At 74.9% G+C, this 12,042-nt stretch carries 12 protein-coding genes; 3 read left to right on the top strand and 9 right to left on the bottom strand.

The window, feature by feature from the left end; genetic code table 11:
- Nucleotides 1-166 precede the first annotated feature (166 nt).
- Complete coding sequence (locus tag BXA05_RS12870; protein WP_369824879.1) at nt 167-772, top strand: O-methyltransferase; 606 nt, start codon at nt 167-169, stop codon at nt 770-772.
- Nucleotides 773-813: 41 nt separating this feature from the next.
- Here BXA05_RS12870 and BXA05_RS12865 read toward each other — a convergent pair whose 3' ends face one another.
- The 6 genes from BXA05_RS12865 to dapE all read right to left on the bottom strand — a co-directional run bounded on the left by BXA05_RS12865 (nt 814) and on the right by dapE (nt 6,930).
- Nucleotides 814-2,379 carry a leucyl aminopeptidase family protein gene (locus BXA05_RS12865; protein ID WP_241005621.1) on the bottom strand — a complete coding sequence of 522 codons (1,566 nt, stop codon included), beginning with the start codon at nt 2,377-2,379 and terminating at the stop codon, nt 814-816.
- A 60-nt stretch (nt 2,380-2,439) separates the two neighbouring features.
- Nucleotides 2,440-2,607 (bottom strand): DUF3117 domain-containing protein, encoded by a 168-nt coding sequence (locus BXA05_RS12860; protein ID WP_064506638.1) that lies wholly within the window; start codon nt 2,605-2,607, stop codon nt 2,440-2,442.
- Between the two features lie 122 nt (nt 2,608-2,729).
- Nucleotides 2,730-3,947 carry a hypothetical protein gene (locus tag BXA05_RS12855; protein ID WP_083711867.1) on the bottom strand — a complete coding sequence of 406 codons (1,218 nt, stop codon included), beginning with the start codon at nt 3,945-3,947 and terminating at the stop codon, nt 2,730-2,732.
- Nucleotides 3,944-4,939, bottom strand: a complete 996-nt coding sequence (folP, locus tag BXA05_RS12850; protein WP_083711866.1) for a dihydropteroate synthase — start codon at nt 4,937-4,939, stop codon at nt 3,944-3,946. Before folP ends, BXA05_RS12855 begins: the two co-directional genes overlap by 4 nt.
- A 13-nt stretch (nt 4,940-4,952) precedes the next feature.
- A complete protein-coding gene (locus BXA05_RS12845) occupies nt 4,953-5,792 on the bottom strand; it encodes an LOG family protein (RefSeq protein WP_061267638.1) in 840 nt (279 codons plus the stop codon).
- Between the two features lie 10 nt (nt 5,793-5,802).
- The gene (gene dapE / locus BXA05_RS12840) at nt 5,803-6,930 is read right to left on the bottom strand and encodes a succinyl-diaminopimelate desuccinylase (RefSeq protein WP_061267637.1); all 1,128 of its coding nucleotides are present in this window, start codon (nt 6,928-6,930) and stop codon (nt 5,803-5,805) included.
- Nucleotides 6,931-6,966: 36 nt separating this feature from the next.
- On the opposite strand from dapE, the gene dapD reads away from it, so the two are divergent.
- Nucleotides 6,967-7,959: a 2,3,4,5-tetrahydropyridine-2,6-dicarboxylate N-succinyltransferase gene (dapD, locus tag BXA05_RS12835; protein WP_076405394.1), complete on the top strand. Its 993-nt coding sequence runs from the start codon at nt 6,967-6,969 to the stop codon at nt 7,957-7,959.
- Nucleotides 7,960-7,990: 31 nt separating this feature from the next.
- Complete coding sequence (locus tag BXA05_RS12830) at nt 7,991-8,968, top strand: hypothetical protein (protein WP_076405229.1); 978 nt, start codon at nt 7,991-7,993, stop codon at nt 8,966-8,968.
- 102 nt (nt 8,969-9,070) lie between these two features.
- Here BXA05_RS12830 and BXA05_RS12825 read toward each other — a convergent pair whose 3' ends face one another.
- The 3 genes from BXA05_RS12825 to fdxA form a co-directional block, all read right to left on the bottom strand.
- Entirely contained in the window at nt 9,071-10,369 is a 1,299-nt protein-coding gene (locus BXA05_RS12825; RefSeq protein ID WP_021482791.1) for a citrate synthase, read from the bottom strand.
- A 115-nt stretch (nt 10,370-10,484) separates the two neighbouring features.
- Entirely contained in the window at nt 10,485-11,627 is a 1,143-nt protein-coding gene (gene dapC / locus BXA05_RS12820) for a succinyldiaminopimelate transaminase (protein ID WP_076405228.1), read from the bottom strand.
- Nucleotides 11,628-11,646: 19 nt separating this feature from the next.
- Nucleotides 11,647-11,964 (bottom strand): ferredoxin, encoded by a 318-nt coding sequence (gene fdxA / locus BXA05_RS12815; protein WP_024841122.1) that lies wholly within the window; start codon nt 11,962-11,964, stop codon nt 11,647-11,649.
- Nucleotides 11,965-12,042 lie beyond the last annotated feature (78 nt).

The following is a 12,042-nucleotide window of genomic DNA, read 5'->3' as shown; positions in this document are numbered from 1 at the left end:
ACGGCCCGTGCACACGCACGCGGCGCGGGAACGGGCCGGCGTGGGAGGGGGCGGGTACGATCCGAGACAGTGCCGGCCCGGCCCCCGGGGCCGGACGACGGACCACCAGGAGGACCTGATCACCAGCGACGTCGGCACCCACCGCAGCGCCAAGGCGGCGAGCTGGGTGTACAGCGAGGAGTTCGTCCCCGAGGACGAGGTCCTCCTGCGGGCGCGCGACCGCGCGGCCGAGCTCGGCTGCCCCGCGGTCCTCCCGGGCGTCGGGGCCGTGCTCCAGGTCCTGGCCGCGTCCCTCGCGGCCCGCGCGGTCGTCGAGATCGGCACGGGCACGGGCGTCGCCTCGATCTGGCTCCTGCGCGGCATGCCCGCCGACGGCGTGCTGACGACGATCGACGTCGAGGTCGAGCACCAGCGCGCGGCGAAGGCGGCGTTCGCGGAGGAGGGCGTGCCCGCGTCCCGCACGCGCACGATCCCGGGCCGCGCGAGCGACGTGCTCCCCCGCCTCACCGACGGCGCGTACGACCTCGTCCTCGTCGGGGCCGACAAGCACAGCTACCCCGAGTACGTGGAGCAGGGGCTGCGCCTCCTGCGGCCCGGCGGCGTGCTGGCGGTCGACGGCGCGCTCTCGCACGACCGCGTCGCCGACCCCGCACGGCGCGACGAGGTCACGACGATCGTGCGCGAGGTCGGCCGGTCGCTCCGGTCCGACGAGCGCGTGCTGCCGGCGCTGCTGCCCAGCGGCGACGGCCTCCTGCTCGCCGTCCGCCGCTGACCCGCCGCGTCAGAGCCGGCCGAGGTCAGAGCCGGCCGAGGTCAGAGCCGGTCGAGCGCCTCGAGCAGCAGCCGGGCACCGAAGCCCGTCGCCCCGGCCACGACCTCGTGCCGGTCGGCTGTAGCGCGCGCCGGTCCCGCGACGTCGAGGTGGGCCCAGGGCACGTCGCCCACGAACTCCCGCAGGAACAGCGCGGCCGTGATGGCCCCACCGCCGGGGCTCTCGACAGGGACGTGCCGCAGGTCGGCGACGTCGGAGCGCAGCGCACCCGCGTAGTCCTCGACGAGCGGCATGCGCCACACCTGCTCGCCCGTCGTGCGGGCGGCGTCCTGGAGCACGTCGGCGACCCCGTCGTCGGTGGCGAACAGGGCTCCGTGGCCACGACCCAGGCCCACGCTCGCCGCGCCGGTGAGCGTCGCGACGTCGACGAGCACGTCGGGAGCGAGCTCCTGCACGGCGTACCCGACGGCGTCGGCGAGGACGAGCCGGCCCTCGGCGTCCGTGTTCGCGACCTCGACCGTGCGCCCCGACCACGTGCGCAGCACGTCACCGGGACGGTACGACGCCGCGCCGACGTGGTTCTCCGCGAGCGGCAGCACGGCGGTGACGCGCCGGTCCGAGCGGGCCCGGGCGGCCCCGAGCACGACGGCGAGCGCGACGGCGGCGCCCGCCATGTCGGTCTTCATGGGCACCATCGCCTCGCGCGGCTTGATGGACAGGCCCCCCGTGTCGTAGGTGATGCCCTTGCCGACGACGACCACGTGCCGCGGCGCGGAGCGGTCCGTCGCCGGGGTCACGCCGTGGTCCGCGGGGTCGTACGTGACGGTGACGAGCCGGGGCCCGCGCGCCGAGCCGGCGCCCACGGCGAGGAGCGCGCCGAAGCCGTCGGCGGCGAGCTCGGCGGGGCCGCGGACGGTGGTGTCGAGGCCGAGCGCGTCGGCCAGCCCGAGGGCGCGGTCGGCGAACCAGGCCGGGTCCTTGACGTCGGACGGCGTGTTCGCGAGGTCGCGCACGAGCCACGTCGCGGCGGCCGCGCGGGTCGCCGCCTCGATCGGTGCCGCCACGTCGGGACGGTCGGGCGGCGTGAGCAGCACGAGCTGCGCGGCGGCGTCCTGCGCGCCGGCGGGCGCGTCGCCGCGACGCGGCTGGGCGTACGCGGCGAGCAGGTAGCCCTCGACGTAGGCGCGGACCTCGGCCGCCCCGGCGTCCGCGGTCACGGCGCTCACGACCCGATCGAGGCCGCGGGACGCACGGGCCAGCGCGGCACCGGCGCGGCGCAGGTCCGTCGCGGTGCCGGCGCCCACGCCGAGCAGCAGGAGGCGGGGCGGCAGGCCCGCCCACGGCAGCCGGGTCGTGGACCCGACGTGCGCGCGCGGCAGGTCCACGCGCACGACCTCGCCGGCCGCGCCGCGGAAGCCCGGGCCGCCCGCACGCTCGGCCAGCTCGGCGAGGTCGACGCCGTACCGCAGGGTCGCGTCGACAGTGCCGGCGCGCGGCTGCAGCCCGTCCTCCGCCTCGCGCGGCGGCGCGACGGCGACCACGACCGCGTCGGCCTGTGCCTCGTCGACGAGCGGGGCGTCGCTCAGCGCGCCCCGTGCACCGACCACCTCCGGCAGCGCGCGCGGGATCTCCGAGGTTCCGGAGACCCGGCGCTCACGTGCGGGCAATCAGCCCACCACGGCCTGGAGCGCCTCACCCAGCTCGCTGGCCTCGGTCGCGTTGAGCTCGACCACCAGACGCCCGCCACCCTCGAGCGGGACCCGCATGACGATGCCTCGCCCTTCCTTGGTGACCTCCAGCGGTCCGTCACCCGTCCGCGGCTTCATCGCAGCCATCGATGGCACTCCATTTCCGTTTGTCCCGAGTCCACCCCGCACGCGCGAGGAGGGGCGTCCGACCTCGGACGACGCCCGGGGGACAGTCTAGTTCACGCGTGCCGACATCCCGGGCGTCCCGGTCACGGCGGCCAGCCCGACGGCGGGACCAGCCGCCACAGCGACCAGACCCACCACACCTGACCCACGACGCACGCGACGGTCACCGCCGCGAGCCACGCGCGCGACCGCGTCCACCCGACCGTCACCGCGCCGAGCGGGAACGCGAGCAGGAGGAAGCGCACGAGCGACGTGCCCGGCTGGACGGTCGCCACGAGGTACGCCAGGTACCCCCCGGACCACGCGTGCATCTCCGGGCCGAGACGCGCCGCCACCGGGTTGAGCACGAGCGCGGCGGCCACCACGAGCACGAGCGCGAGGAGCCACGGGCCGGCGTCGCCCGCGAGCCACCGCGAGACGTCCACCCACGGCACGAACGGCACGACCTCCGCGCCGCCGCGCCAGGCCTCCTGGGTGCGGAAGTACGCCTGGTGCACGCCCGTGACCGCGCCGCACAGCCAGGGCCACACGAGCCCGCTCGCGAGGGCGACGACGAGCAGCCCGCCCAGCCGGGCGGCGTCGGGCCCGCGCAGGTCACCGCGGCGCCACCGCACGAAGCCGTGCCACAGCACGACCGCCGCCATTGGCAGCGCGACCGCGCGGCAGAAGCCGAGGAGCGCGACGAGGAGCGCCGCCCCGGCGTAGCGGCGCCGCGCGAGCAGGAGCAGCGCACCGGCCACGAGGAGCAGGGCGAGCGACTCGGTGTACGCGACCTGGAGGACCGGGCTGGAGGGGAAGACGCTGACGAGCAGCACCGTCGCGAGCGGCAGGCCCGGGCGCCGCTCGACGGCGGCCGCCCCGGCCGTCGCGACGAGCCGATGGACGACGAGCACCGCGCCCGCCCCGCACGCGAGCGCGAGCGTCGGTGCGAGCACCTCCCAGCCGAGCCCCGTGACGGCGTCGAGCGCGCGGACGAGCGCGGGGAAGAGCGGGAAGAAGGCCCACACGTTCTGCTGCACGGCGCCGTCGGGGCCCACGGGGAGCGTGTCCGGGTAGCCGGAGGAGTAGATCTGCTCGTACCAGCTCGCGTCCCACATCCGACCGACGTAGGCGAGGTACGAGGGCGCGGCGTCGGTCCACAGGTTCTGCTCCTGGGACCGCGCGGCGACGAGCAGCACGACGGCGCTCACCGCCCGGGCCAGGGCGTAGACCACGAGCACCTGCACCCACCACCGCCAGGTGGCGGGACGCAGCAGCCGCGCCCGCGCCGCGGGAAGGGCGGCCGTGCGCGGCGTCGTCACGCCAGGCCCCGCAGGGCCGCTGCCGGGGCCGTCTCGTCGCGGACGGCGGAGACCAGGTCGAGGACGCGGCGCGTCGCCGCCACGTCGTGCGCGCGGAAGACGCGCGCGCCGAGCCACGCGGCGACCGCCGTCGCCGCGAGCGTGCCCTCGAGTCGCTCGTCGGCCGGGAGGTCGAGCGTCTCCCCCACGAAGTCCTTGCGCGACAGGGCCATGAGGAGCGGGAAGCCGAGCCCCGCGAGCACCTCGGTGCGGCGGAGCAGGTGCAGCGAGTGCCACGTGTTCTTGCCGAAGTCGTGGGTCGGGTCGACGAGCACCGACGCGCGCGGGACGCCGCACGACACCGCCCGCTCGGCCGCGGCCCGCAGCGTCGTCACGACGTCCTGCACGACGCCGTCGCGCGGGTCGGCCGCTCCGGGGCGGGCAGGGTAGGCGACGCGGACGGGGTCCGTGCGCGGCCGCGCTCCCCCGGTGTGGGAGCACACCACCCCGATCCCGTGCTGCCCGGCCACCTCGACGAGCCGCGGGTCGTGCCCGGCCCACGTGTCGTTGACGAGGTCCGCGCCCGCGAGCGCCGCCTCGTGCGCGACGTCCGCCCGCCACGTGTCCACGCTGACGAGGAGGTCCGGGAACTCCGACCGCACGCGGGCGACGAACGGGACGACGCGGCGGATCTCCTCCGCCGGGGTGACCTCCGGGCCGACCCCGGCGCGCACGCCGCCCACGTCGAGGATCTCGGCGCCCTCGCGGACCGCGCGCTCGACGGCGGCGAGCGCCTGGCGGTCGTCGAGCTGGCGCGCCCCGGCGTAGAAGGAGTCGTCGGTGCGGTTGACGATGGCCATCACGGCGGGCCGGTCGAGCTCGCGCCCGCGCAGCACGAGCGAGGTGCCGCGCGGCGGCACCCCGAGGGGCGGCAGCGGGACGGGCGCGCCCTCGGGCGGGTGCGACCCCGGTTCGCCCGCGCCGGAGCCGGGCGCGCCGGGACCTGCGGTCATCGCGCCGCGCCCGTCAGCTCGCGTCGCCGGCCTGCGCCCGGACGAGCTCCTCCGTCGCCTCGCGCTCCTCCGCGCGCAACTCGGCGCCGCGGTCGCACACGTACTCGACGGCCTCGGCCGGGTCGTCGCACAGGTGGACCAGGTCGAGGTCGTGCTCGCTGATCATCCCGCGCCCCACGACGGCGGTCCGCGCCCAGTCGAGCAGGCCGGTCCAGTAGTCCGTCCCGACGAGCGCGACGGGGAACTCGGTGATCTTGTGCGTCTGGACGAGCGTGAGCGCCTCGAACAGCTCGTCGAACGTGCCGAACCCGCCCGGCAGCACCACGAAGCCCTGCGCGTACTTGACGAACATCGTCTTGCGGGCGAAGAAGTAGCGGAAGTTCACGCCGAGGTTGACGTAGCGGTTCATGCCCTGCTCGAACGGCAGCTCGATCCCGAGCCCGATCGACAGGCCACCCGCCTCCGACGCCCCCTTGTTGGCCGCCTCCATGATGCCGGGGCCGCCGCCCGTGATGACCGCGAAGCCCTCGTCGACCAGGAGGCGACCGACGTCCTCGGCGAGCGCGTAGTCGGCGTGGTCCGGCTTGGTCCGCGCCGAGCCGAACACAGAGACGGCCGGGCCGACCTCCGCGAGCGCGCCGAAACCCTCGACGAACTCGCTCTGGATGCGCATCACGCGCCACGGGTCGGAGTGCACCCAGTCCGCGTTGCCGCGCGAGTCGAGGAGGCGCTGGTCCGTCGTCTGGCCGGGGATCTGGTCGCCGCGGAGCAGCACCGGCCCCTTGCGGTACCCGGTGCCCGTCTGGGGCACGCCGTCGTCGGAACCCTGCTGGTCACGCACCGTGTCGCTCATGGTCACGAGCCTATGCCGCAGGGGTGGCCGTCAGCCACGCACGGAGCGCGTCGCGGCACAGCGCGAGCTGCCCGACGGGGCACCGCTCGTCGTCCTTGTGCGCGAGCAGCGGGTCCCCGGGGCCGAAGTTCACCGCCGGGACGCCGAGCTCGGCGAAGCGCGCGACGTCGGTCCAGCCGTACTTCGGGGCCGGTGCCCCGCCGGTCACGCCGAGGACGGCCGCCGCGAAGTCCGCCGCGAGCGGGTCGTCGAGACCGGGCCGCGCACCGGGCGCGGCGTCGGTGAGGGTGACCGCGAACCCGGTGAAGAGGTCGCGGACGTGCTGCTCGGCCTCGGCCACGCTGCGGGAGGGGGCGAACCGGAAGTTCACCGTGACGACGCACTCGTCGGGCACGACGTTGCCCGCGATGCCCCCCGTGATGCCGACGGCGTTCATCCCCTCCCGGTACACGAGGCCGTCGACCTCGATCTCCTGGGGGACGTACGCGGCCAGGCGGTCCAGCACCTCGTGCGCGGCGTGGATCGCGTTGGTCCCCGTCCAGGAGCGCGCGGAGTGGGCCGCGACGCCCGGCACGCGCACCTCGGCGCGCAGCGTCCCGTTGCACCCGCCCTCGAGGCCGGCCGACGTGGGCTCCCCGAGCACCGCGAAGTCCGCCTCCAGCAGGTCCGGGCGGTTGCGCGCGAGGCGCCCGAGCCCGTTGAGGTCCGCGGCGACCTCCTCGTTGTCGTAGAAGACCCACGTGACGTCCTGCGCCGGGGCGTCGAGCTCCGCCGCGAGCGCGAGCGCGACGGCGACGCCGCCCTTCATGTCGACCGTGCCGCGGCCCCAGACCTCGGCGTGCGCGCCCTCGCCGACGACGCGCGTCGGCAGGTTCGGCGGGACCGTGAGCGGCACCGTGTCGAGGTGGCCCGCGACGACGACGCGCCGCTCCCGGCCGAGCGCCGTGCGCGCGACGACCGTGTCGCCGTCGCGGACGACCTCCAGGTGCGCGACCGTGCGCAGCGCGGCCTCGACCGCGTCCGCGAGCGCGCGCTCGTCCCCGCTCACGGACGGCACGTCGCACACCGCGCGGAACAGGGCGACGAGGTCGCCGTGGAGGTCGAGCACAGGTCCGGTGCCAGGGGTGGGAGAGGTCACGCCAGCACCCTACCGGCGCCGGATAGGGTGGGGCGCATGACTTCTGCGACCCCCGCGCCCGCCCCCTCGGCGGGCGCGTCCGAGCCGCGTACGGCGTGGGGCTTCGGCCTGGCGACCGTCACCGACGACGGCACGACCCTCGACGTCTGGTACCCCGCGCCGGCGCTCGGCGCCGCCCCGGCGGACGCCGCCGTCCCCGCGTCCCTCGATGCGCTCGCGGAGCGCGACGAGCTGCGCGGCGTGGACGTCGTCGTGGTGCGGACCGAGGTCGACCTCGACGCCGCCCCCGCCGACACCGCCGACGCCTACCTGCGCCTGCACCTGCTCTCCCACCGCCTCGTCGTGCCGCACGGCCTGAACCTCGACGGCCTCTTCGGCGTGCTGACGAACGTCGTGTGGACGAACCACGGCCCGTGCGCCGTCGACGGCTTCGAGGAGACGCGCCTGCGCCTGCGCGCGACCGGCCAGCCCGTGACCGTGCTCGGCGTCGACAAGTTCCCGCGCATGGTGGACTACGTCGTGCCGTCGGGCGTCCGGATCGCCGACGCGGACCGCGTGCGCCTCGGGGCGCACCTCGCGGCCGGCACGACCGTGATGCACGAGGGCTTCGTGAACTTCAACGCGGGCACGCTCGGCACGTCGATGGTCGAGGGTCGTATCTCGGCGGGCGTCGTCGTGGGCGACGGCTCCGACGTGGGCGGCGGCGCGTCGATCATGGGCACGCTGTCCGGCGGCGGCCGCGAGGTCATCTCGGTCGGGCAGCGCTCGCTGCTCGGCGCCAACGCGGGCCTCGGCATCCCGCTCGGCGACGACTGCGTCGTGGAGTCCGGCCTGTACGTCACCGCGGGGACCAAGGTGACGGTCGTCGGGCAGCAGGACGCCTCGGGCGAGCCGCTCGTCGTCAAGGCGCGCGACCTCGCCGGCCGGTCCGGCATCCTCTTCCGGCGCAACTCGCTGACCGGCGGGGTCGAGGCGGTCTCGCGGACCGGCGCGGGCGTCGAGCTCAACGCCGCGCTGCACGCGAACTGACCGGCCCTCGCGAGCACGCCCCGCCTCGACGATGACGACGACGCAGCCCCCGCGCTCCCCCGACGCCCCGGCGCCGGGGCGTGTCCGGCGGCGCCGACGCCCCCTTCGCACCGCGGTCACCCTCGTCACGGTGGCCGCGGTGGGCGTCGGCGCGGTCGTGGTCGCGCTCAACCGGCTCGACGACGCGACACCCGTCGCGGAGCGCTGCGCCGCGACCGCCGACGGCCGCACGTGGTACCTCTCCGTGACGCAGGCGGACAACGCGGCTCTCATCAGCGGGGCTGCCGTGCGGCGTGGGCTGCCCGCCCGCGCCGCGACCATCGGGCTCGCGACCGCGCTGCAGGAGTCGCGGCTCGTCAACATCGACTACGGCGACCGCGACTCCGTCGGTCTGTTCCAGCAGCGCCCCTCGCAGGGGTGGGGAACCGTCGCGGAGATCATGGACCCCGTCTACTCGACCAACACGTTCTACGACGTGCTCGAGACGGTCGAGGGCTACGAGGGCATGGAGGTCACCGTCGCCGCGCAGACCGTCCAGCGGTCCGCGTTCCCCGACGCGTACGCGCAGCACGAGCCCCGCTCGCGCGCGTGGGCGTCCGCGCTGACCGGCTGGTCGCCCGCGTCGCTCACGTGCGACCTCGCGGCGGTCCCGGCGGAGGAGGTCCCGGCCGACGGCGACCCGGCCGAGCCTTTCCGGGAGCGCGCCGCGCGCGACCTCGGCGACGCCGTCCGCGTCGCGTCGTCGGACGGCGGGGACGGGGGCTTGGTCGTGGTCGACGCGTCCGCGCTCCCCGGCGCCGCGGAGGACGGCGACGTCGAGCGGTCGGCATGGGCCGTCGCCCAGTGGGCCGTCGCGACGGCGGACGCCACGAACGTCGTCGCCGTCGAGGTCGGCGACCGCCGCTGGTCGCGCGACGGCTCGACGTGGACGACCCTCGACCCGGCCGACCTCGCGCCGCTCGAGCCGGGCACCCTGCGCGTCCACGTCGCTGTCCCCGACGCGTCCTGACAGACCGTCGTCGGTCCCGACGCCGGGTCGCCGACGGGGCCGACGACGAACGCCGCGCCGCTCACCGGGAGGTGAGGGGCGCGGCGTCCGGAGGAGGGATCGTCAGCGGTCGGAGACGGCGACGTAGTCGCGCTCGGTCTCGCCGACGTAGACCTGGCGCGGGCGGCCGATCTTGGTCTGCGGGTCCTTCATCATCTCGCGCCACTGCGCGATCCAGCCGGGCATGCGGCCCAGCGCGAAGAGCGGCGTGAACATGGCGGGCGAGAAGCCCATGGCCTTGTAGATGAGGCCCGTGTAGAAGTCCACGTTGGGGTAGAGCTTGCGCTCGATGAAGTAGTCGTCGTTGAGCGCGATCTCCTCGAGGCCCATGGCGATGTCGAGGAGCTGGTCCTTCTTGCCGAGGGTGGAGAGCACGGCGTCGGCCGACTTCTTGACGATCGCCGCGCGCGGGTCGTAGTTCTTGTAGACCCGGTGGCCGAAGCCCATGAGGCGGACGCCGTCCTCCTTGTTCTTCACCTTCTTCATGAAGGTGTCGACGTCGTACTCCGCGCCAGCGATCTTGTCGAGCATGGTGAGCACCGACTCGTTCGCGCCGCCGTGCAGCGGGCCCGAGAGCGCGTTGACCCCGGCCGCGACGGACGCGTAGAGGTTCGCGTGCGAGGACCCGACGACGCGGACCGTCGACGTCGAGCAGTTCTGCTCGTGGTCGGCGTGCAGGATGAGCAGCTTGTCGAGCGCGTCGACGACGACCGGGTCGGCCTCGTACTGCTGGTACGGCGTCGCGAACGTCATGCGCAGGAAGTCGTCGACGTAACCGCGCGAGTAGTCCGGGTAGAGCAGCGGCTCGCCGACGCGGCGGCGGTGCAGGTACGACGTGATGGTGCGCGACTTCGCGAGGAGCAGGACCGTCGCGAGCTCGACCGTCTCGTCGTCGAACGGGTCGAGCGACTCGGGGTAGAACGTGGACAGCGCGTTGATCGCGGACGACAGCACCGCCATGGGGTGCGCGTTGCGCGGGAACGTGCCCATGAACGTGCGGAAGTCCTCGTGCACGAGCGTGTGCCGGTTGACGCGCTCGACGAAGGCGTCGAGCGTCGCTGCGTCGGGGAGCTCGCCGTGGATGAGGAGGTAGGCGACCTCGAGGAAGCTCGACCGCTCGGCGAGCTGCTCGATCGGGTAGCCGCGGTACCGGAGGATCCCGGCCTCGCCGTCGATGTACGTGATGCTCGACTCGCACGACGCGGTGTTCATGAAGCCGGGGTCGACGGTCACGAGGCCGGTCGACTTGAGCAAGGAGGACACGACGATGCCGTCGTTGCCCTCGGTCGCCGCGACCACGGGCAGGTCCTGCGCCTGGTCGTCGACGAGGAGGCGGACCTTCGCCTGCTGAGTGGTGGTCATGGTTCCCTTCCTGCTGCTGCTCGCGCCGTTGCCGCGCGGTCGACCGTACCCCGCCTCACCCGCACGTGACCAATCAGGAACCGTCACGAGACCACCACACTCGCTGTGATCCAGGTCACGCCAGCGGGAGGCCTCCGGAGAGTCGAGCCGCGGCCTCGTGGACCCGCTCGTCGGTCGCGGTGAGGGCGACGCGCACGTGCCCCGCGCCCTCCGTCCCGTAGAACGCCCCGGGCCCGACGAGGATGCCCCGGTCCGCGAGCGCGGAGACCGTCAGCCAGCAGTCGCCGGCCGCCTCGTCGGCGGGCCGCGTCCACAGGTAGAGGCCCGCCTCGGAGTGGTCGATCACGAGGCCCGCGCCGGTGAGGGCGTCGACGAGCACCTCACGGCGGCGTGCGTAGACGTCCCGCTGCGCGGCGACGTGCGCGTCGTCGGACAGGGCCGCGACCATCGCTGCCTGGACCGGCGCGGGGACGATCATGCCGAGGTGCTTGCGCGTCGCGAGCAGGTCCGCGACGAGCGCCGCGTCCCCGGCGACGAACGCCGCGCGGTAGCCCGCCATGCTCGACTGCTTGGAGAGCGAGTAGGTGACGAGCAGGCCGTCGTGCGACCCGCCGCACACCGCCGGGTCGAGCAGGCTCGGGACACCGGTCGTCGTGAAGGGCTCGGTCCACGCGAGCTCCGCGTAGCACTCGTCGCTCGCGACGACCGCGCCGATCTCGCGGGCCGCGGCGACGACGCGCGCGAGGTGCGCGGCATCGAGCACCCGGCCCGTCGGGTTGCTCGGCGAGTTGACCCAGACCAGGCGCACGTCGTCGCGCCCGGCCCACGTGTCCACGTCGTCCGTGGCGAGGGGCGTCGCGCCCGCGAGGCGCGCGCCGACGTCGTAGGTGGGGTACGCCGTCCGCGGGTGCACGACGACGTCGCCCGGCCCGAGCCGCAGGAGCGAGGGCAGCAGCCCCACGAGCTCCTTGCTCCCGACGGTGGGGAGCACGGCGTCGGGGTCGAGCCCGGGGACGCCGCGACGGCGGGTGAACCACGCGGAGACCGCCTCGCGCAGGGCGGGCGTCCCGTGCGTCGTCGGGTAGCCGTGCGCGTCGGACGCGGCGGCGAGCGCGTCGCGCACCACGGCGGGGGTCGGGTCCACCGGCGTGCCGATGGAGAGGTCGACCACGCCGCGGGGGTGCGCTCGCGCGCGCTCCGCGTACGGGGTCAGCGTGTCCCAGGGATAGGCGAGACCGGAGAGGTCGGCGAGTCCCACGAGCGCCGGCGCCGGAGGCTCAGGCCTGCGGCGGCAGGGCGGCGATCATCGGGTCGTCCTTCTCGATGAGACCCATCTTCGCGGCACCGCCGGGCGAGCCGAGGTCGTCGAAGAACTCGACGTTGGCGCGGTAGTAGTCGCTCCACTCCGTCGGCACGTCGTCCTCGTAGTAGATCGCCTCGACGGGGCAGACCGGCTCGCACGCGCCGCAGTCGACGCACTCGTCCGGGTGGATGTAGAGCGACCGCTTGCCCTCGTAGATGCAGTCGACAGGACATTCCTCGATGCACGCCTTGTCCTTGACGTCCACGCACGGCTGGGCGATCACGTAAGTCACGACCGAGTACCTTTCTGGGTTCGTCCGGACCCGGCCCGGCGAGGGGCGAGGTCATGACAGGGGCATGCACGACTAGTA

This window comes from Cellulosimicrobium funkei (genome assembly GCF_900155925.1).
Taxonomy (GTDB): domain Bacteria; phylum Actinomycetota; class Actinomycetes; order Actinomycetales; family Cellulomonadaceae; genus Cellulosimicrobium; species Cellulosimicrobium funkei.
This window is presented reverse-complemented; position numbering and strand designations above follow the sequence as displayed.